We start from the raw sequence: 23832 nt of genomic DNA, 5'->3' as shown, positions 1-23832 counted from the left end.
ATTAACGATTTTTTCAAAATGAAAAAAGATAAAGAATACGAAGAAGAAACAATAAGCAAACTTGAGGACCAAAACAAAGCCTTGAAAAAGCTTATGGATACACTAGACAAAAAACAAAAAGAAATAATTTCAAAAAAACAAAAACATGAGAAAGCTTAGTTTACTTTTTATTTTATTTATTGCAGCAATGACACAGCTCAATGCTCAAAAGGTTTTTCAGGGAACAGACCTAAATCCTATCAATAATGAAAAACTTGTTTTAGCCAATGGCGATCATGCCTATTGTATGGTTACTGGAGGAGGAGGTGGTGGAACTACCGGTTGGGCAAAAATGAATGTAGACCCTATAGGTTTTGAAAACATTGGCCCAAAACCCAGTGACTTGTATTTCTTAGGTGGTGATTTTGCACAAGATGGAAATTGGTATGCAACAGAATACTCTGGTGGATTTTACCAGATTGATACATTAACATCAGAGCATACTTTATTAACTACTTGGTCAATCACTGCATCGGGTTTCACTTATTCTCCTGCCTATGAAACACATTATGTTTGTTCTGGGGGTGAACTTTATACCGTAGATATGGACACTTACACTTTAGAGCTTATTGGGCCTATGGGTAATTCAGGAAATATGGTAGGTATAGGAGCCGATTTTAGAGGAAACCTTTGGGGAATAGATACCAATGATGATAAACTATATTCCATCGACCCTATAACAGGAACAGCCACTGCTATTGGAGAATCTGGATATAATTTCGATTATCTTCAAGGTTGTACTTATGATAAAACCAATGATATGATGTATCATGCTGCTTTTTGGGTGAGCCCGGGTATTTATGGTGGTTTATTTACTTATGATTTAGAAACAGGTGCTGCCATAGAGCTAGAACAATTTACTTATAACGATGAAGTAACGGTGATGTCTTTTCCATGGTCTTTACCTTCACATGGTAGCATTTCTGGCTTAGTAAGTGATGCCTCAAATGGAAATCCTGTGTCCGATGTAGAAATGAAATTAGAAGCAACGGATGGTAGTGATGGTTCTTACATTATCAAGTTCACTGAAACTGATGGCTTATATTCTTATGGAATGGTTTTACCTGGAACATATAAAATTACAGCTACCAGTTCTTCTTTTGCTGTTGCAGTTGAAAATGATATTGTGATAAATGATGGAGATGAATTAGAAATCAACTTTGAGCTCAGCACTGCTAGTAATTCTGCCAGTTTTACAGTGGTAAAAATGACTGACAATACACCTATGGAAAATGTGATGGTAGAATTTGCGGGACAAGAAGCCTCTACCAATGCAAGTGGAATGGTGAACTTTGAAAACATAGCAAGTGGCACCTATGAATATACAGCTAACTATACTGGATATTACGAAGGTTTTGGCGATTTGGAAATCACAGAAGGCTCTCATGAGCAAAACATTAGCCTATATGAGCTTAATAATGTCTCCGTTGACAAAGTAATTATTGAGGAATCTACAGGAACATGGTGTGGACCTTGTGGTTCCTTATCACCAACCATTGATGAAATATATGAAAGTGGTGCTCCAGTCAATATCATTGCTTATCATGCCAGCGACCCTTATGAAAATGAATATGCTAGTGCTAGAAATGGATATTATGGAGTAGTGGCTTATCCTACCCTTACCTATATGGGACAAGAAGCTACAGTTGGTGTTGTCGGCGAGACCGAAATACTTAACATCATTAACTCTTATTCAAGTCAAGAAACACCCGTGGAAATCAGCCTAAACAATCTTCAAGTTGATATGATGGCAAACACCGTAAATGGAAGTGCAAACATTAAAAACTTTGGGCCGGTAAACTCTGATCATATGCGTTTACATTTGGTATTAGTAGAAAACCACATTCCCGAAGAATGGCAAGGAAACCCAGAGTTAAACTTTGTAGAAAGAACCATGTTCCCGGATGAAAATGGTACGGAACTCGACTTTACTGCTGTTGGCGAAAATGAATATGAATTCTATTTAACTTTAGATGATATCTTAGACTTTGAACACTGTACTATTATAGCCTTTGTGCAAGATAACTTAACTAAGAAGATTTATAATGGAACTTCTATAGATTGTAGTTTAATCACTGGCATTAACGATGTAGAATCTAATTCCATCCTTCTTCTTCCAAACCCAGCAACCGATGTAGTTTCCATAAAATCAGATGAAGCCATCAATTCTATAAAGGTTTATAATAATACTGGTCAATTAATGATAAGGAAAAGTGATTGCAATACCATGACCACTCCATTGAAGATTAATGAGCTAACTGATGGAGTCTATTTTATTAAAATAGCAACTGATAATAAAGAGTATACAGAAAAATTGATTAAAAGATAATTATAAGGATAGAGTTAATAAATTGATTTAGCATAGTAGGGATGGTTTTAATAAGCTATCCCTACTTTTTTGTCATCATTTTACTAAAAACCACCATCCTTATTATGAATTTTGCACTGTGAATTAGTTTATGATATCTTGACATTTCTTCAATCATTTCTGTCAAAAAAAAGACTATTTTCGAGAGCTAATAAGGCACTAGGGAATACGAAAATCAATTTAGGAATTCATTTCTGTTTCTAATATCGAAGTATTTTCAACTTGCAATGACGAAACGGATAAAACATGGATTTCAAAAATAAAACCATCTGGATAACGGGTGCTAGTTCAGGCATGGGCAAAGCAACAGCTATTGCTCTATCTAACAGAGGTTTAAAAATCATCATTTCAGACCGAGATCTAAAAGGATTAAAAGAAACTGCTCAAGAAATTGAAAATAATGGCAGTAAAGTTCGGATGCTTAGTTTAGACATGTCTGACCAAGAACAAATTCTCCAAAGTGCTCAACAGATTATTTCTGAAGGAGAAGTCATTCATGGTTTATATCAGTTCGCAGGAATAAGTCAACGATCATTAACCGTGGAAACACCCATTGAAAACGACCGGAAAATAATGGAAGTGAATTTTTTTGGTGTCATTACCTTGGCAAAAGCAATACTTCCACATATGATAAAAAATGGAGGAGGACAAATGGCTGTAGCATCAAGTTTAGTCGGTAAATTTGGCTTTCCTTATCGCTCTGCCTATTCTGCTTCAAAACATGCTTTGCACGGCTTCTTCGAAAGTATTCTGGCTGAAAACTATGACAAAGGCATTCGAATATCGATGATAATGGGTGGAAGAATACAAACCAATATTTCCAAATTTGCACTCAACAAAGAAGGTAAAGAGCATGGGAAGATGGATGATGGTCAAGCCAATGGTATTAGCCCCGAAAAAGCAGCTAAACAAATTATAAAAGGGATTAGAAAAGAAAAATATGAGATTCCTGTTGGGGGAAAAGAGCTGAACATGCTTAAAATAAAAAGGTTTTTACCAGGTCTAGCTTTTAAACTAGCCCGAAGTATAAAACCGATGTAGACTTAGAATTTTAAACAAATAAACGACAATTAACACCTTGAAGAAATAGATTATATGTCAAAAAGAATCAACGGAATTCAACAGTTAGGAGTGGGAGTATTGAATGTTCAAGAGGGTTTCCGTTGGTATCGGGAAAAATTCGGAATGGATATTAAAATGTTTGAAGAAGCAGCTATTGCAGAACTTATGCTTCCTCATACCCAAAACAAAACCCGCGAGCGTCATGCCATCTTAGCACTCAATATGCAAGGTGGAGGGGGGTTCGAAATTTGGCAGCATACCGGCAAAAAGCCCAGTCCTCAAACTTTCGAAATTCAATTAGGCGATTTAGGGATTTGTGTGGGTAAACTAAAGTCATCAAACCTTGGAGAGACCTACCAGAAATATAAAGAACAAAACATAAAACTGATTACTGATATTTCTAAATCACCTACTGGCGCTCGCCATTTCTATATAAAAGATGACTATAATAATCTTTGGGAAATAGTAGAGGATTCACATTTATTTCAGAAAGATGGGAAAGTGAATGGTGGTATTTTCGGAGTTGTAATTGGTACCAAAAACATAGACGATAGCCTGAATGTATATCGCGATATTTTAAACTATACTGAGGTCATATTTGATGGTAATGGGTTATTTGAAGATTGGCAAGGGGTTCCTGGTTCAAAGAATTCATCCCGACGAATTATACTCGCACATCCCCAAAATCGTAATGGTAGTTTTTCTCCCCTTTTAGGGCCTTCACAAATAGAATTAGTTGAAGTAAAAGATAGAGAACCAAAGGGTGTTTTTGATGGCAGAATCTGGGGTGATCCAGGCTTTATTCATCTTTGCTTCGATATTAATGGCATGGATGAACTTCGTGAGGAGGTAAAGCAAAAAGGATTTCCTTTTACCGTTGATAGCGCGAAAGCCATGGATTCATTCGATATGGGTGAAGCCGCAGGAAATTTCTCTTATATACAAGCTCCCGAAGGAACTTTGATTGAATTTGTGGAAACACATAAGATACCGCTGATCAAAAAAATAGGCTGGTATTTGAACTTAAAAAAGAGAGGCGAAAAACCACTACCTAACTACATGTTCAAAGCCTTTAAATTCATGAGAGTAAAATCTTAAATTTATATCTTTGTGATACCAATTTTGAGATGATGTTAGCGTTAAATAATTTTAGAGTATTTAAGATTTATCAAGACGAAATATTTTTACATAGCCTTAGCTATGGTAAAATAAATGAAATTATAACCCTTATTTCATTTTAATATTGGTATGATGTTAGATTTCGAAGTTTCATGCGTCTAAAAAGGAAATGGAATAAATAAATCATGCTTCCTCAAAGAATACCATATCATCTTTCGCTAAGTATAATATTAGGCTTAACTCTGATATCCAATATTTTATTGGCTCAAAGAACCGAATTGGATTACTTTGAGGCTACTGAAAATCAAGATGAAGTATTACTTAAATGGGCCATCTCCAAAGGAAGCACCTGTAATGGAATTACGATAACTCACTCGTCCGACTCTCTTTACTTCTCGCCTATAGGACGAATAGAAGGTGTTTGCGGAGATGCAGATACTCCTCAACCCTATAGTTTTGTTGATTTGAATCCTCTAAAAAACCAAAAAAACTATTATAAGCTAGAACTCGGAACCAGCTCTTTTTCTGAAGTGATCTCTATCACATTGGTTAACAAAAATGAGGAGGGTTACCAAATAAGACCCCAACCTATTCATTCAGAAGCCAATATATATTTTGACAATCCCGATTTTAATACTGCCCAATTACATATTTATAATTTCAATGGCCAATTGATTTATCAAAGTCAAAGCAGAGAGAATTATTTTGAAATCAATAGTGCTCCATGGTCGTCAGGGCTTCTATTCTTTTCTATTTTATTAGATGATAAAGAAATAAAAGGCAAATTATTAATTGCTCATTAAAAGAGCTAATCGGATTTATACTATTTTTACTCCAGTATATAATCTCCGAAATCATGAACTGTATCCGCACATGCGCCCTACTCCTGTATACTCTTATCCTTCCTGTGATTTCCATAGCTCAAGTAAGAGAAGTGAAGGAATTAAAAACGAATTGGAAGTTTCAAAAAGGACCAGAAAAATCAGCCTATCAAATTGATTTCAATGATTCAGATTGGGAAACTGTTCAAGTTCCTCACGATTGGGCCATTTATGGTCCATTCGATAAGGAAATTGACAAACAAACGGTGGCCATCATACAAAATGGTGAGGAGAAAGCCTCAGAGAAAACAGGAAGAACAGGCGCATTACCCTATATAGGAGAAGCTTGGTATAGAACCCATTTTGATATTCCTAAGCTTCATAAAAACCAAAAAGTATTGCTCCTGTTTGAAGGCGCAATGAGCGAACCTAAAATCTTTTTAAATGGTGAAAAAGTAGGAGAATGGGGATATGGCTATAGTTATTTCTACTTCGATATTACTGATGAACTCCTTTCAAACCAAGAAAACACTTTAGCTGTTCATCTTCAAAACAGAGGCCTTTCTTCACGCTGGTATCCTGGTGCTGGACTTTATAGAAATGTTTCTCTTATTATCAAAAACCAAGAAAGCATAGAACAGTGGGGAAGCTTTATCACTACACCCAAAATAAGTTCCGAAAAAGCCTCCGTAAATATCAAAACCAAAACCCATGGGGAGAATAATAGCTTATTAACGACCATCTATAATTCCAAGGGAAAAGAAATAACTTCTATTGCTTCTAAAGGTTTAAACACTGAAGAATTTGAGCAAGAACTGTTTATCCCCACCCCACAACTTTGGAGTCCAGAGAATCCTTATCTATACACTGCTCATACTCAACTATTCAAGGAAGAACAATTATTAGACGAAATAAAAACGAAATTTGGCATTAGAGAAATAAAATATGAAGCCCATAAAGGCTTTAGTCTAAATGGTGAGGTAAGAAAATTCAAAGGCATTTGTTTGCATCATGATTTGGGTCCCTTGGGAGCAGCCATTAATAAATCGGCATTAAGGAGGCAATTACAAATATTGAAAGATATGGGTGTCAATGCCGTGAGGAGCTCTCATAATATGCCATCATTGGAACAATTAGAGCTTTGCGATGAAATGGGATTGATGTTTTTGGCAGAAAGCTATGACGAGTGGGCAGTGGCTAAAGTAGACAGTGGATATCATAGATTCTTTGAGGAATATGCAGAAAAAGATATTGTGAACTTAGTGAGGGCCACCCGTAATCACCCTTGTATTGTCATGTGGAGCTCGGGCAATGAAGTGCCAGACCAATGGGGAAAAGAAGGAGTAAAAAGAGCCCAGTTTTTACAAGATGTATTTCACCGAGAAGACCCCACAAGACCTGTTACAGTTGGGATGGACCAAGTGAAAGCTACTATGGAATCAGGCTTTGGAGCACTATTAGATATTCCTGGACTAAACTATAGAGTCCATCTTTACGAGGAAGCTTATGAAACCTTTCCTCAAGGTTTTATTCTGGGTTCAGAAACGGCATCCACTGTAAGTTCTAGAGGAATCTATAAATTTCCAGTGGAGAAAGCCATGATGAAAAAGTATGATGATTCTCAATCCTCCTCCTACGATTTGGAATATTGTAGCTGGTCTAATTTACCCGATGATGATTTTGTATTACAAGACGATAAACCTTGGGTGATTGGAGAATTTGTGTGGACGGGTTTTGATTATCTGGGCGAACCCACACCCTACGATCAGGCATGGCCATCACGCTCCTCCTATTTCGGAATATGTGATTTAGCAGGACTCCCCAAAGACAGGTATTTCCTGTATAAAAGCCGCTGGAATACAGAGGAGGAAACCTTACATATTCTTCCACATTGGAATTGGGAAGGCAGAGAAGGCGAAACCACTCCTGTATTTGTTTATACCAGCTATGATAGCGCTGAGCTTTTTGTGAATGGAAAAAGCATGGGTATACAGAAAAAACATGAGCAAACACCTCAAAACCGCTACCGTCTGATGTGGATGGATGTAAAATACCAGCCAGGCACACTAAAAGTAATCGCTTTTAATGAAAATGGAGAGGAGGCTGCTGTAAAAGAAATTCACACTGCAGGTGCGGCCCAACAAATTCTTTTGGAGACTGATAGAAGCAGCTTAAGAGCCAATGGTGAAGACTTAGCTTTTGTCACCGTTTCGTTAGTTGACAAGCATGGGAATCCATGTCCCACAGCCACCAATGCACTTTCATTTACAGTACAAGGAAAAGGAAGTTTCAGAGCGGTTTGTAATGGAGATGCCACTTCTTTGGAGCTTTTCCATTTGCCAAACATGAAATTATTTAGTGGGAAATTGGTGGTTTTAGTTCAATCTAGTCATGAAGAAGGAGAAATGAAACTCATTGTAGAAGGAGAAGGATTGCAAAAGGCCTCCATTCGTTTAACAAGCACAAAAAAGCATTAACCAAGGCGTACATCTTCCTTTATTTTAAGATTTTAAGCTCACAAAAGGAAGGACGAATCCTTTCTTTTCCTATATTTGGAAAGCATAAACACAAGCCTTCATGAAACAAAGTATACTCCTTTTATTATTGATTTCTTTTATAACTATTGGTATTTCTAGACCTATAGAAAAAGCAGACAGTCTTATTCAAATCACCCAAAACAGCACCAATCCATTAGAGGTTTTAAAAGCCTATATGGCATGGGATGAATTGGTATATGCCAAATATCCAGACTCCTCTATTTATTTAAATAGCACAGTTGTGGAGATGGCAGAAAAATACCTTAAGAGCATTTCTGACAGTAATATAGTCATAGAGATAAAAAGAGAAATGGCTTCTGCTTTAAATAATTTGGGGAGCACCTATAATCAGCAAGGAAATTATACTGAAGCTTTGAATTTCCATTCTAGGAGTTTAGCCATTAAGAAAGAAATTGGGAATAAGCAAGGAATGGCAACTTCATTAAATAATATTGGCTATGTATACCTATTGCAAGTGAATACGGCAAAGGCATTAGATTATTTTCATCAAAGTTTAAAAATACGTGAAGAAATAGGCGACAAAAGAGGTGAGGCAGGTTCTTTGATTAATCTAGGGACCATGTATTATCACCAAGAAGAAATGGTGAAAGCTCTTGATTTTTACTTTAAGAGCATAGAAATACTAGAAGATATAGATGATCAGAGAAGGATTGCTTATGCTTATATCAATATCGGTCATATTCTAAGCACACAAAGAAAACCAGATGAAGCCATCGTGTATTTTAATAAATGCCTAAAAATCTATGAAAGCATTCAATATCCCATGGGGGTGGCAGATGTATATAATAATTTGGGAGGAATTAGCTTACAATTAAAGAAGCCCACCTTAGCCTTAAAACAGTTTGATGAGGCCTTGCATCTATATCGGCAAATCAATAGTAAAAAAGGTATAGCAAGCAGTCAGAATAATATGGCCAAAACCTATTTGCAATTGAATAATTACAAAATGGCCATAAAACTTGCCAAGCAATCACTAGCCATTGGAAAGGCATCAGATATTAATCTTGAAATTAAAAATGCGGCACAAACCCTCTATCAAGCCTATGAAGCCCAAGGAAATAATAGTCAGGCTTATGATATGTTCCAATTATATATCAGTACAAGAGATACCATACTCAGCGAAGAAAACCAGAAGCAAGCCATCAGACAAGAATTTAAATATGCCTACGAAAAGCAAGCCACCGCAGATAGCATACAAATGATGGAAGCCAAAAAAGTAACCGATGCTCAGATAGCTGCACAAAAAGCTGAAATAAAACAAGAACGTACTCAACGATTTGCGCTATATGGAGGTGTTTTTATGCTGATTCTTTTTGGAGGATTCATTTATAATAGACTCCGCATTACTCGTCAACAAAATATACTCATCGAACAAAAAAAGAAAGAAGTAGAAGAGAAAAATAAAGAAATACTCGATTCTATTAATTATGCCAAACGTATTCAAAAGGCCATCCTCCCGCCTGATCATATCGTTGACGAATATCTAAAAGATGCATTTATCCTCTATAAACCGAAAGATATAGTAGCTGGTGATTTCTATTGGATGGAAAAGAAAGATGATTTGATACTATTTGCCGCGGCAGATTGCACCGGTCATGGTGTTCCGGGGGCCATGGTTTCTGTGGTTTGTCATAATGGCTTAAATAGAGCGGTAAAGGAGTTTTCATTATCAAAGCCAGGGGAGGTTTTAGACAAAACCAGAGATATTATTGTTCAGGAGTTTGAGAAGTCAGACGAGGAAGTACAAGATGGAATGGATATTGCTTTATGCAGCTTAAAAGGAAATCAATTGCAATATGCAGGCGCTCATAATCCATTATGGATCATCAGAAATGGAGAAATCATAGAGACCAAAGCCACCAAACAACCTATCGGGAAATATGATAATCCCAAACCCTATCAAACCCATAGCTTTGAATTAGAAAAAGAAGATGTGCTTTACATTTTCAGTGATGGCTATGTAGACCAATTTGGAGGAGAGAAAGGCAAAAAACTTAAAGCCAAAGCATTCAAGAAGATGCTATTAGACATCCAAGGACTTTCTATGTCGGAACAAAAGATTCACCTTGACCAAGCCTTTGAAAGCTGGCGAGGAGACTTGGACCAAATTGATGATGTTTGTGTGATTGGGGTGAAGATTAACTAAACTACTATGGTCTGAATTACCATAAATTTTATTACGATTGAAATTCGTTCTAAAAATTACCAAATATGGCTGGAAGACAGAAGATAGAAGCCTGAAGTAAATTTACTTCTAGCTTCGGGCTCCCTGCTTCGAACCATAAAATTCGTAGAAGCTGAAACACTAAAGTACATAGTTTTAACAACTATAAAACCATATTACTTTATTACTATTTCAACAATAATAAAGTCTCATCACAATATTTAAAATGAGTACAAAACCACGGCTAGTGCGGATTTGCAATCCGTACGGTCAAAATTAGCTTTTTTGTTATTGTTTCTGCACAGAAAAAATTTACGCGCTAGCTTTTGATATTAAAACTATAACAATTTGAAAGGTTTGTCCTGAAAATATAAACTTTGAACTTCCAAACATTGAACATTCTATTTTATAGCTTTAGCAAAAGCCTTTTCTCCTCCAACAATAGGAATGGTGATACTTGTTCCATCTAGATCAATAGTAAGCTTAGTTCCTGGTTCAGGAAGCAGTGTAAAATCTCTATCGCTTGCAAAAATCATCAGACCAATTTGTTGTCCTGCAGGAATAATTTGATCATCGGGCTGCATTTCGAAAGTCATCTCGTAAAACTCACCCGGCTTTAAGGGCTCACTTTCTCTTAAGGATTTGTGATTTTGCAAATCTGCCCATCCTCTAGTGATGATATTATCGGTAATCTTAGCTCTTCTGCTCTTATTCCAAGGCAAAGAAACCAGATAGACAGAAAGGTTTACAGCAGGTTTATTACTTGCAGCTTTTATGGTGATGGTAGAGATTCCGGAAATATGAATATCCTCTTTAAGGATAGGGCTGACATATATTAAACGATGTTCTGTTTCTTCCGCTTGTGCCAATGCCTCTCCTGAAAATGAATAATTATCAGTTAAAGTCTCTTGACCTTGATTCTGCATTTTTGAAGTCATTAGGCTTCCTTGCTTAGGAGCTCCTTTCCCTAAATAAAAAGTCACTGGACTGGCCTCTGGATTAGGATAGTTTTCATAAGCTGTAGGTTCATCTTGCTTGTCGTTCTCACGCACTATCCATGCTTTGGCATCCTCTTCTACTCCATTTTCTACCCCATGTAGATAACGGGTAAACCAACGATTCATCATCGTCATTGGAGGAGGTCCACCATGTCCATTTTGGTGATAATATATCTGTGAAGGAATCCCCATCTTTTGAGCCTCCTCATAAATTCTATAGCTATGTTCTGGCATCACATTCCAATCGTTAAAACCATGAGACATCAATAAAGCGGCCTTCATAGGTTCCATATCATTTAGATAATCCCTACCAGCCCAAAAATCATTATAATCACCAGTCACTCTATCCATTCCCTCTTTCATCTCGCCATCACGAATCACCTTATTGCTATAAGCTCTTTTCGACTCGTCGCCACTGTGAATAAAGTCATAAAGCACATCGATATCCTCCCCTAAATAACCACCCGGAGATCGCACCAAACCATTGGAACGATAATAATGATAATAAGAAGTGTTTGGAGCTATGGGAATAATAGCTTCTAATCCTTCAACTCTAGTTGTGGCAGCAGCCAAAGGAATGGTACCATTATAAGAAGTACCTGTCATTCCCACTTTACCAGTTGACCAATAAGCTTCTACTTTTTCATCGCCTGTTCTAGTGGTAAAACCATCGGCTCTTCCACATAACCAATCAATAACGGCCTTAGGTGCTAAAGATTCATTATCACCACCAACAGTAGGAGAACCATCGGACAATCCAGTTCCAGGAGAAGAAGAATGAACGATAATATATCCTCGAGGTAGCCAGGTTTTAATATGCGATTTTGAAATGATAGGTCTTTTATTTCTACGTTTAATCTCAGGTGGATGAACGAGTTGAGGAGAAGGCTGATTGAGCTCCTGATGTACATTATAGAGATAGTCGGACGAGCCAGAACCCATTCCGTCAAAATAGGGACTAGAAATATAAATGACTGGAAGTTTCAAGCCTTCATATTCAGTTTGCCCCGGACGAGTCACATCCACATGCATACGATCTAGTTTCCCATCACCATCGGTATCGAACTCCGTTTCTACCCAAAGATCATGTCTAATCCATCGATCAGCATCCTCAAATTCCGGAACTATTTGCGCTTCGCCATCTTTAAAAATGGGACCCACTTTGTTTTCATCCTGCGCCATGATTGAGGAATGAAATAAGATGAAGAAAAGAAGTCCAAGACTTAAACAGAAACTGATTTTACTTTTTACCATGATTAATATTTTCGACTAAGATATAAAAAATATTAGGCTCAAGGACCAAGTTTAGAATCACTATAATTTTCAGCTCTATGGATATCATGATGCACAAAGTATTTCTTTTTATACTATCTTTATCAAGAAATAAAGAGAGATAACGTGAAACACCTTCTGAGAAAAAACCAATCATTTGCCATCTTCTTACTTTTCCTATTTATAACAAACATCCAGGCTCAAGAGCAGAGGATAATAGACTCTTTACATACTATAAATGCTACTGAAGACAGCCCTGAAAAATTAGTCGACAATTATAATCTAATCGCTTATTCTTATGGAAACATCAGTACAGATAGCTCCCTAAAATACAGCAGATTGGCAAGAGACTTGGCTCAAAGCAGTCAATATAATCATGGCCTCGCCGTTTCCTATTCCTATATAGCCAGAGCAAGCATGCAGCATGGCTATTTATTAGATGCTATTACTAATTTCAAACTTTCTTTACCTATTTATTGGGAAGAAGAAGACTCTCTAAATATCTTGGATACCTACCGAGGTTTGAGCTATGTATATTCTTATGGGAAAAACCAAAAACAAAGCTTGATCTATAATTTAAAATCATTGGATATTGCACTTCCTTTGAAAGACTCAGTTAGCTTATCAACAATCTACAATAACCTAGGCGCTATATACATGCATCTTAGAAACTATGAAGCTTCTGTTTCTAACTTTCAAAAATCTATTGATATTATGCCTGAAAATGCTCCAATTACAGATGTAATTCCAACCTATTCAAACATAGCGGTAGTTCAAGTAGAACACAAAAGGTTTGAGGAAGCTAATAAAAACTTTAATTATGTGAAATCTCATCTTCATAAATTTCTCAGTTCTTATATGAAGGCATACTTATTCACCTCAATATCTACCTATTACACAGAAACAGAAAAGTTTGATTCTGCATTCATGTATCTTGACAGTGCCAAACAAATCATAGATACCAATCATTATATACAAATAGAATCAAGGTATTACCGTAGGCTTGGTGAGCTTTACCTAAAGCAAAACAAGTATAAAAAAAGCTTAGCGTATTTTGATAAATGCATTGCCTTATCAAAATCCATAGAAATGAATGAAGAGTTTTCAGCAATCTATAGAAAGAAATCAGAAGCTTATTCTAAAATTGGAGACCATACCAAAGCTTTTGAGTCTTTACAATTGGCCAATCAATCTCTGGATTCTTTAAATCATAATAATATTGCCAACCTGCTCAGTGAATACGAAATAGAGCAACAGATTAAAGATGAGTTGAAGCGAAAAAGGCTAGAAAAAGAGCTCTTAGAGCAGAAACTTGAAAACGAAAATATTAGAGCAAAAAGTAAGCTAAGGATGGCCATTGGCGGTATTATTTTGCTCATTTTAATCTTTGTGATTGGAATATTCTATTTCTTAAGGGTTAGAAAAAATAATGCCCTTTTAAAATCTCAGCACAAACTAATAGAGGAACAAAAATCTCAGTTAGAAGAAAACATTGAGAAGCTAGAACTCAATGAACAAAATCTAAAAGTTTTAAATGCCACTAAAGACAAATTTTTCTCCATTATTGCCCACGATCTCAAAAGTCCTTTTACTGCCATTATAGGCTTTACCGATGAACTCAAAAATAATTATAAAGAATATAGCGACCCGGAAAGAATGAATATGCTTCATATCATCGCCAACAATTCGCAGCTTACCTTTAAACTATTAGAAAACCTATTGGCCTGGGCCAATTCTCAAAGTGGTCATCTGAATTTAAATAAGAGAAAATTGGAATAGGAGCCATTGGTTAAGGAAAGCATCTCTGCCTATTTGGGAGCTGCTGCATTAAAAGAAATTGATGTTGAAACAAGTATTGAGGAGGCTGATATTTGGGGGGATAAGGAAACCATAAAGATTATCATCTCCAACTTATTTAATAATGCGACCAAGTATTGCCATCAAAAAGGGGAAATAAATATATACAGCAAGCTGAAGAAAGGCCATATCGAAATACACTTTAAAGATTCCGGCATTGGTATGAGTCAAGACATTATGGATGGTCTATTTAAAATGGAGAAAAACGTTCAACGCATGGGAACATCTGATGAAAAAGGAACGGGATTAGGCTTGATTTTATGCCAAGAATTTATCCATAAAAACAATGGCGATATTGGAGTAAAAAGTACTGAGGGAGAAGGTAGTGAGTTTTGTATTTCTTTGCCTTTGTATATGTCTTAAATGGTAGTCATCCCGAATAAACTACAATACCAACATTACTCCGAAATTAACATTATAATTTCATTTATTTCAGCTTTATCATCGTAAAAAACATCTGGTAAGATGGTATTTCAATCCAATCGCTTTTGCCATTTCACGCAAAGAAAACGCAAAGGGAAAACATACAAAGTCCGCAAAAGGGATTGTATATTAAAATTCGATATCATTTGCTTAGATGGAATTGTATTCCATCGCTCTATTAATATTATGGATTGCTATAATCTTCATTTTATACTTTTCAAAAAACGAAGGAGCTCTTCAAAAAAACTCAATATTGAACTTGGAAAGGTCGAAGCTGTCGGGCTGCGATTTGGAGTCGCGCCCCGACTGGCTGCCTCTTTTTTTATTGAACAATTAATTTCCCTCTATAAACCTCCCCGCCAATCTCCCCTTCATAAAAATAAACACCACTGGCAATGCCACTACATTCCCAAATGAGGTTGCCTTGGTTGGGTTCAATATTTAATGTTGCAATGACTTTGCCATAGATGTCTTTTATTTGGATTTGGCTTTGTTTATTGATGTTGGGCAGCTCAAAAGTAATTTGATTAGTGGCAGGGTTTGGATAAAGATACAAGGATTTCTTATTGATTTCGTCTATGCCAACACATGCTCGTACAACTATGTTTTTAGGTTCTGAATACTCCGATTCTCCACAACTACTGGTGCTTCTCACACTCAATGTTGCTTGTCCTTCATAATCTGTATTCCAATGGATAAGGACAGTATCGTTTTTATTGGTGAGCTCTCCTGCTTCTAGTGGTTCTAATAACCATACGGCCTCCTCATATTGTGGGTTGGTTATATGTGTGGTATAAATGGTTTTAGTATAGCTTAATGTACAAATGGTATCTTGGCCTATGGGCTGGCTTGGTATTGTGGGTGGGTTTTGGTTACAATCTAGGAGCGAGAAAAACCAGATATCTTCATTGGCATAAGGGTAGTGAAAATCGCATGTGATATCAAAATCATCATTTCCCTTAGTTGCTGAAGCAGAAATAATAAAATGACCTTCATCTATTTTTAACACTCCTCCTGGTATTTGATCTCCCCAGGCTCCAATACACTTTTGATACTGAATTTCACCTAAACTATCTATTACTACATACCAAATATCATACCAACAATAGTTAGCTTGGCCACAGTGATTACCTGAAACATCACCATTGTATGATTTTGTACTACCGAGGAAAGTATAATTTCCATTTTCTTCATTTTTGAATAAAGCATAAGGGTTATCATGATCTCCTCCGCCGTAGGTTTTGGAATTGGTTATATTACCCAGTTTATCTATTTGAAAAAACCAAATATCTGATTTATAAAAATTATAGCCCACATCACCATCATTACTATTACTTGTAGCTAATATGGTATAACCATTATCCTCTTCAATAAGTTCTCTACCATTATCAAAATCAGACCCTCCATAGCAATTTTCCCACTCGATTTCTCTCTCCGAATTTAGCTTAATCATCCAAATATCATTATAATATGTATCTCCAGCATTATTATGGTCACATATACAACCTCCGTTTAAGCCCCTGCACGAACCTAATATTAAATAACCTCCATCGGATGTTTGCAAAAGATCAAAACCATAATTAGGTCCATTTCCACCAAATACATCACTCCAAAGTAATTCGCCCTCGCTACTTACTTTGTAAAACCAAATATAACTTGAACCATCGGGATTTTCGTAGTTTAAATCTCCATCGCTTGAAGAAGTTCTTGAAAGCACCAATATATCTCCTTCTGGCGTTAATTGAATATTTGCCAATCTCTCAATATTACTACCTCCAAAAGTCTTTTCCCAAATTATCTCACCATCAGTATTGAGTTTAACTAACCAATGATCACCATACCCCTGGTTTCCTGATTCAACATCTCCATCAGTTGAATATGAACGACCAATGAAGTAACAAGTGCTATCATTACTCTTTATTAATGCATCAAGCCGGTCAGAATCACTACCGCCAAATGTTTTTTCCCAAATTAAATTCCCATAAAGATCTGTTTTTATTACCCAGATATCATCAGGACCATGATTTCCTCCTGCAACATCACCATCATCTGAACCAGTTGTACCGCCAATTAAATATCCAGCACTAATTTTTATTATTGAATTACTATAATTTCCAGTAATATCATTTTCAGTTCCTCCAAAACAGTTTTGCCATTGGATTTCAACTTCTTGAGCATAAATGGAATTAAATGAGAGTAGAGTCAAAATTATTATTAGTTTTCTCATGGTTCTTTCATGTTTTATTTGATAATTAGTTTCCCTCGATAAACCTCCCCACCAATCTCACCCTCATAAAAATAAACACCACTGGCAAAAGCACCGCATTCCCAAATAAGCTGGCTTTGGTTGGGTTTTATATTTAATGTGGCGATGAGCTTGCCGTAGATATCTTTGATTTGGACTTGGCTTTGTTTTTTGATGTTTGGTAGCTCAAAGGTGATTTGATTGGTAGCTGGATTGGGATAGAGAAATAAGGATTTCTTATTGATTTCTCCTAAACCTAGGCAAATTTCTACTTCAATTAATTTGGCTTGTGTATAAGCTGATTCTCCGCAGTTACTAATGCTTCTAACACTCAATGCTGCTTGTCCTTCGAATGTGCTATTCCATTCAATAATAACAGAATCTTGCAAATTAGTTAGTGCTCCTGCTTCTGCGGGTTCTAATAACCATTGAGCCTCCTCGTATTGGGGGTTTATTATTTGTGTGGTATATGTATATTGACTCGAATTATTGCTACAAACAGAATCTTCTCCTTCTATTTCTGAGGGTGTATCTGGTTGAAAAAACTCACAATCTACGGCCTCAAAAAACCAGATATCATAGGATTCTGATTCATAACCTCCCCAAACCTCTCCATCTGTTGGAGCTTCAGGGTTATCGGGGTCTGCTTGCCTTGAAAAGCCAGTTCCTGCTATAAGATAATGAGAATCTGATTTTTTTATCACAGCTCTGGAAAGTCTTGTTTGACTTGCATTCCCGAAACATCTTTGATCTAATAGCTCTCCTTCGGAACTCAGCTTAAGCATCCAGATATCAGAATTAATATTGTGCGGATATAATAAAGTATGGTGTTTACCTACCACATCTCCATTATTAGGTGAGTTTGTGGTTCCAAAAACGGTAAAGCTCCCATCTTCATTTGCAAATACCTTACTACTATGTTCCCATTCATCTCCACCTAAAGCTATATCCCAAAGTATATTGCCCATACTGTCAATTCTTACTACCCAAATATCATCCTGATCGGGAACATCCGGAAAATCAAATCCATGTACATCGCCATCAGATGATTTGGTGGAGCCATTGAGAATGTACCCTCCATCATCCAGTTGAGCAAGACCATATCCTCCTGAATCATAATTGCTTCCACCAATTAATTTTTGCCATTCAATATTTAATTGAGCATCAAGTTTTAATAGCCATACATCGTGCCAACCTCTTGGTTCTGCATTTACCATACCGTCATTTACTCCTGCACGTGCTGCTGTAAAAAAGCCTCCATCATCTGTTTGTATCAGACTGAAAATATTATCAGATTGCGAACTTCCAAAAACACGACTTTTTACAATTTCACCTTGGGGTGTTATCTCCCAAATCCAAATATCTAAATAACCATAATTAATATTTACATCATTATCTGATGAAAATGTTGGTCCATAAGCCAAAATATTCCCATTTTCAAGATATAATAAATAGGCTCCATAATCTGTCATGCTGCCGCCATAGGTTTGTTCCCAAACAACCTGACCAGAAGTATCTATTTTAACTACCCAAAAATCATGACCTCCCATATTTCCTGATTGTATATCTCCATCGTCAGAATATGTGCCTGCACCCAAATAAATCATTCCTAAATCATCTGATGCAATTGACGCAGGGGTTTCATCCAATGATCCACCGTAGTTTTTCTGCCAAATATATTCACCATCAATATTAGTTTTTGTTACTAATAAATCATTGTGATGTTCATCGTACCCAGGGCCAGTTATCATTCTTGTTCTGCTTAAAATATAAATGGCATCTTGTGTTTCAACAATATCTTGAACTACATCTTCTTCAGATGTACCATAAATAGATTGCCAAATAATATCTCTAGGTAATTGAGAATAAATAAAATATGGAAAGATTGAACATAGTAATAAGAGGACTAATGATTTCATAATTATGTTGTTAAAAAAGAATGCGCTTATAATATAAGCACATTCTTTAAGATTAATTATTGAATAATTAATGTTTCACTTAGTTGATAATCTCCTGCTTGGATTTTAATAAGATAAGTTCCATTCGGATGATTTCTAATATCAAAAGTAATTTGTCCTTGAACTCCATCAATATTTTCAGTATGTAGAGTTTTACCTTCAACATTTATCAGTTGTAGCATAGCTTTTTCTATCCCAATAGGTAATGTATAGTCTATTGATGTATAAATAGTTGCTGGGTTTGGTTTTATATCCATACTTAAACCCATGGCCTTTGCAAAATCATCTTGTGAATAATAAAATGATGATGTGCTAGCTTTATTTTGATTAATAGGGCTAATACAATCACAGTAGTTATCGCCATAAACAAAGCTTAATATATTCTGGGCGCCATATTTAGCTTCGCCATTACTATTTTCAGCTAAGTCTATCAATTGAGATTTTTCAGTACTATTTAGCATAAAAACATTTCTATCCTGTTGTTTTAATGCTACTTGCAAATTAAGTAGCTCCTTATAATCATTAAACTCCTGTAGTTTTTCACCTTGTAGGTTATACAAATTCGGAATTAGATTTAATAGGTTATTAGCTGCGGTATAATTATCTTCATAAAGGTATGTTCCAACAATTTGCTTATCTGCTTCAATATTTCCCATATTTCCCAACCAATTTCTCAGTTCCACAATATTTAATTCCTCTTCGTTTTTAATGGAGCGAATTATTGTTTGAGCTGCTTTAGTTTTATTCACAAAAGATTTGGTTTTTTGACCAATTAAGGCAGTTTTAGCACTTACACCTGTTGACATTTGTTTTAATACATTAATCATATAATCAGGCAAGGGTTGCTCTTTATTCTCAAGGTGTTCCATTAAATCTGTTTTACGTAATTCATCGGGGTTGGCTGAAAGGATCTCAAATAATACAGACTCCGGTAAAACATCCGTTTTATCGGTAGCTTCGATTAATACTTCTTTTGATAGATAAGGCGACATTCCTAATAAATTAGCACGCAATTCCCAAGTATCGGTGGCTTGTGCAGAAGCTATACTTAAACTGGTTGTTTCCGTACTACCACCATCTTTTAATTCTTCTAGAAGAATATTTACGGCTTCATAATCCTGATAATTACTATAGAAATCTTGTTCCACTTCTAATTTCTCAATATCAGTTAATATCAACTTGGTTTCTAAACCGGTTCCTCCACCACTTCCAAAATTAGATAAGCATTCATTTTCATTAGTCACTTCAATGGGAGTAACATAATTAGAATAATACTCTAATTCTTCATAAGGTTCATCAACCCAATAATAGTTTACTTCTTGTGTAAAGTTATTTTGAATTTGAGGGTTGGTAATTGAAAACTTGTTACCCGCCGCTTCTTGAAGGCTTCCAACATGTCCGGTAATCATAGAGTTCTCAGCAATAAAAATATCAATAGTATTGTTTGTGTTTTCATTACAAAGATATGTTACACCATGTTCATCAACTAAATGATTTAACCTATTCCATAATTCTGCTTGGTTTCCAGCAGTAAGGCCATTAAATATATTTTTATAAATGTCATCAGATTCAGAAGGACATTCATAAACCAAAACACCAACCACATCACCACCAGTGGTTCCTTGCATCTTACTAAAAGTATTTTCTTCAATATCGAAACCAAAGCTTTGGTTCATTTGGATACCTCTGGCACTGAAATAAGAACATTTTTGTTTTTCAAAATTGTCTATTCCATTATTGCCAATTTCAAACTCATTATTGATAATGGTAGCGGCATTTTCAACAGTGGTCATAAAAATACCATAATGATTGTTCTCAAAATAAGAATCTTCAATTGTTATTGCATACGGATCTGGTGAACCAACTGTATTTCCAGACTCAATGGCTTTTTCAAATTTGGTAAAAGTGTTGGTTTCCCAACCGCTTACGCATTCGCCATTTGGTCCAGTAACTCCCGTACATTTACCTTTGAACTTATAACCAGCATCTAGAGTATAAATGGCTTTACTCTCAGGGAAAGCAGAAGTATTGATAAAATCACATGCTGTAAAGCTTACCCCTCTAACTTGCCACATAGTTACGAAAGCTAGGAATGGGTTGTCCATGATATAATCAGAATTATTTTCGAAAGTACATTGGCTAAATCCAGAACTATAGTCCCACTCTAAACCAAATTTCATGTTTTTATAGTCCATAAAAACGACTGCTCTATGATTATTTAAAAAATTAGAGTTAATGGCTGAAATCATACCTCCTGAAGTGCTATAATAGTCAGGTCGCCATAGTTGAACAGCTTCGTTGGCATGTTCTATGGTGGTATTATTAAGAACTAGTTTTCCTTGGTTTGCTTCAGTTTGGGAAAGGCCTTTGTTTCCCCAGACTTCTATGCCTTGCCATTTGGCATCTGCATCCCAGCATTCATAATTAGTAAGTATACAATTATTTAATACTAATTTTGAACCAGGTTTAATAATAACTTTAGCCATAAAGTCCTGGTCAAACTCCATTGTAAGGTTATTTATGGTAAGTGTTTTATTATCTTTTAATATAAACCCATGCTTAAAAAGAATTTTTCCATCAATGATAAAACCCTCCTCTGGATCATTATCATTCAAATCCCAAATCATATCTTCTAAGCCATAGATTTCTGTGGGGGCATCATTCCCAATTTCTAACATATTTTCAGAGAAATCGTACATATCGCCTTTAAGTATTACAAATTGCTCTTCTATTCCATCTTCACATTCACTTTGGTCGGTGAGTTTGTATCTATAATTACCCCACATTAAATTGGAGGCTTCGAAACAATCAAGTTCACTATTAAATACGAATAGGTTGCTAATATCCTGCCAATTATAACCAGCTATTTCTGGATCATCATAATAGGCTACTAAGCTATATTCAGGTATTCCACCAGAAACACATATGGTGGCACTACCTGACTCTAAATCACATATATCAGGACTAGTACTAATGCTTGTATTTAGCATTTGGAGATCGTTTTCGGGGAGGGTATAGTATTTTATATTGCCTATTTCTGTAAAGGCATTATGAAAATAATTATTTGTAGTTGGATCATAATCAAAAACATTAGCACTAAACAATCCAGTGTTTCTATTTATGACACCTAAGTTATGTCCATTATCTGCAACGGCATAGATATTCCCATCAGGTGCTGTTTGAAGATAGGTATGTCCAAAGTTACTTGTTCCTGAGACTACTATATAAGAACCGTCTGTATAATTTAGCTTAATAATTCCTTCATCTTCACAACTAAGGTAGAGAAATTGTTTTTCATTTTCGAATGGAGAAAATTCTATACCTCCTATTGCGCCAACTTCTAAATCTATGGCGTATTCTTCATCATCTTCTTCTGAATTATAAATAAGTATTTTTGAATTATTCCCTGGATTTGGTGTTGTGATCCATGCAAATATCGGAGCTTCAAATTCATTTTTATCTTGCATTTCAAGATTATATCCTCGAAAATCACTGTTTTCAAATACATCAGATTCAAGATTTTCTAATAATGTTTCTTCATGTTCAATACCATCTTCATCAATAATAAATTTTTGGAGTCCAAATTTACTATCAATGGAGTTGTCAGTCCAATCTCCTACCACGACATATAAATATTTTTGACCTAGATCGGAATCAAAATTTGAAATAATAAACCCAACTCCTTTGCTGTCTTCTAGATAATCACCAGTACTGGAGAGATCTAATGGTGTTCTTGTGAAGTTTATATCCCCATTCTCAATTTTTACATCAACCACATGAAACAAAGTATGTTCATTTGCAGATCCTCCTCCATATTCTTGAGAATAGAACATTTTATAATCTAGATCTTCATCTATACTCCTAATAATTTGAAAATCACTATGAATTAAACGGGTTACACTTCCGTTTGTTTCCCATTCACCTGATTCATCACCAAAAAAATAATGTTTCCCCATGACATAAAAATCCTGCTCAATAGTACACATATATGCACCTCCTGTAAATTCAGCAAAGTCGTTCGAACCAGGACCTGTTATTATTCCATTATCAAGTTGGATTGATGAGCTAATTCCACTTTTTGTAAAATATAATTGATGATTTTGGTAATGATAAGCATTATTTGAGTAATCATATTCATTTATACTTGATAATACCCAACTTCCTATTGGGTTTTCTTGTGCCATTGCTTCCATATTTATCATTACAGATAATATGAAAACAAAGAAAATATATTTATATTTCATTTTATATTAATTTTGCATTGAATAATTTTTTGAATTCGATCGAGAGATGAGCATCGCTAAATGCTTTCGGGTCATGACAGGGTGAGATTTGTCATGACCCACCTCGGGTCGAATTTATTCTTTCCTAAATAGAATATACGGTAAGCGATATTCTTTCCATGAAACAATACTATTTTTAGTGTACCTATACAGGGGGGGGGTATAGCAATAATTGCTATCATTTGATATTATTCTTGCTGGAATGAAGCCTAATATTTGGTAAAGAAAAATCATATTTTCGAGATAAAATTTTGCCTTCCAAATGTATAAATTTATTAGCTGCGATAACAGTAATTAAGGTTCTTTTTTGTAAAAATGATGCTTAAATATTTTATCTATTTGTTTATCAGCCATATAGATTTTTTTATTTAGAATATTTCTAATATGATGAAATAATAATAGCGCTATCAGATTCTCTTTTTATGATTAAATGCTAAACCTGCTTCGGCAGGAAGGTCATCAGAGCTGGAGATAGGGAAGCTGATGAGCTGGGATGTGTTTCTAACTATAAATACTCTAGGCACTTTAAGCACTTATTTGTCATTCCACACAAAGAAAAAGGAATCACTGACACTCCGGTCAGGATAAACGCGAATAACAAGGATTTGCCGGGTCAAGTCAAAATTCTGGGGGAATTGATTTTGTATTCATCAATAATTATCACA

13 protein-coding genes are annotated in these 23832 nt (G+C 35.6%); 9 read left to right on the top strand and 4 right to left on the bottom strand.

Annotated features, from left to right (window positions below):
* Nucleotides 1-18 precede the first annotated feature (18 nt).
* The 7 genes from HNS38_RS08100 to HNS38_RS08070 all read left to right on the top strand — a co-directional run bounded on the left by HNS38_RS08100 (nt 19) and on the right by HNS38_RS08070 (nt 10113).
* A complete protein-coding gene (locus HNS38_RS08100; RefSeq protein ID WP_172282392.1) occupies nt 19-159 on the top strand; it encodes a hypothetical protein in 141 nt (46 codons plus the stop codon).
* Nucleotides 146-2368, top strand: a complete 2223-nt coding sequence (locus HNS38_RS08095) for a carboxypeptidase regulatory-like domain-containing protein (protein ID WP_172346264.1) — start codon at nt 146-148, stop codon at nt 2366-2368. The genes HNS38_RS08100 and HNS38_RS08095 overlap by 14 nt, the downstream gene beginning before the upstream one ends.
* A 285-nt stretch (nt 2369-2653) precedes the next feature.
* The gene (locus tag HNS38_RS08090; RefSeq protein ID WP_172283728.1) at nt 2654-3448 is read left to right on the top strand and encodes an SDR family NAD(P)-dependent oxidoreductase; all 795 of its coding nucleotides are present in this window, start codon (nt 2654-2656) and stop codon (nt 3446-3448) included.
* A gap of 54 nt (nt 3449-3502) precedes the next feature.
* A complete protein-coding gene (locus HNS38_RS08085) occupies nt 3503-4567 on the top strand; it encodes a VOC family protein (RefSeq protein ID WP_172283730.1) in 1065 nt (354 codons plus the stop codon).
* 206 nt (nt 4568-4773) lie between these two features.
* Nucleotides 4774-5391, top strand: coding sequence for a T9SS type A sorting domain-containing protein (locus HNS38_RS08080; protein WP_172283732.1), 618 nt, complete (start codon nt 4774-4776; stop codon nt 5389-5391).
* Between the two features lie 53 nt (nt 5392-5444).
* Nucleotides 5445-7886 (top strand): glycoside hydrolase family 2 TIM barrel-domain containing protein, encoded by a 2442-nt coding sequence (locus HNS38_RS08075; protein ID WP_172346263.1) that lies wholly within the window; start codon nt 5445-5447, stop codon nt 7884-7886.
* A 100-nt stretch (nt 7887-7986) separates the two neighbouring features.
* Nucleotides 7987-10113 (top strand): tetratricopeptide repeat protein, encoded by a 2127-nt coding sequence (locus HNS38_RS08070; RefSeq protein ID WP_172283736.1) that lies wholly within the window; start codon nt 7987-7989, stop codon nt 10111-10113.
* Nucleotides 10114-10532: 419 nt separating this feature from the next.
* Here the strand turns inward: HNS38_RS08070 and HNS38_RS08065 are convergent, their stop codons facing one another.
* Entirely contained in the window at nt 10533-12383 is a 1851-nt protein-coding gene (locus tag HNS38_RS08065) for a Xaa-Pro dipeptidyl-peptidase (RefSeq protein ID WP_172346262.1), read from the bottom strand.
* 144 nt (nt 12384-12527) lie between these two features.
* On the opposite strand from HNS38_RS08065, the gene HNS38_RS08060 reads away from it, so the two are divergent.
* A complete protein-coding gene (locus HNS38_RS08060) occupies nt 12528-14180 on the top strand; it encodes a tetratricopeptide repeat protein (protein ID WP_172346261.1) in 1653 nt (550 codons plus the stop codon).
* A gap of 6 nt (nt 14181-14186) precedes the next feature.
* Nucleotides 14187-14621 (top strand): sensor histidine kinase KdpD, encoded by a 435-nt coding sequence (locus tag HNS38_RS08055; protein WP_172346260.1) that lies wholly within the window; start codon nt 14187-14189, stop codon nt 14619-14621.
* A gap of 382 nt (nt 14622-15003) precedes the next feature.
* On the opposite strand, the gene HNS38_RS08050 is transcribed toward HNS38_RS08055, so the two are convergent.
* Genes HNS38_RS08050 through HNS38_RS08040 form a run of 3 tightly spaced genes read right to left on the bottom strand, consistent with a single transcriptional unit; the run spans nt 15004 to nt 23128 of the window.
* Entirely contained in the window at nt 15004-16908 is a 1905-nt protein-coding gene (locus HNS38_RS08050) for a T9SS type A sorting domain-containing protein (protein ID WP_172283742.1), read from the bottom strand.
* A gap of 14 nt (nt 16909-16922) precedes the next feature.
* Complete coding sequence (locus tag HNS38_RS08045) at nt 16923-18845, bottom strand: T9SS type A sorting domain-containing protein (protein ID WP_172346259.1); 1923 nt, start codon at nt 18843-18845, stop codon at nt 16923-16925.
* 56 nt (nt 18846-18901) lie between these two features.
* Complete coding sequence (locus HNS38_RS08040; protein ID WP_172283746.1) at nt 18902-23128, bottom strand: T9SS type A sorting domain-containing protein; 4227 nt, start codon at nt 23126-23128, stop codon at nt 18902-18904.
* Nucleotides 23129-23832: the final 704 nt, after the last annotated feature.

Source organism: Lentimicrobium sp. L6, from assembly GCF_013166655.1.
Classification (GTDB): domain Bacteria; phylum Bacteroidota; class Bacteroidia; order Bacteroidales; family UBA12170; genus UBA12170.
This window is presented reverse-complemented; position numbering and strand designations above follow the sequence as displayed.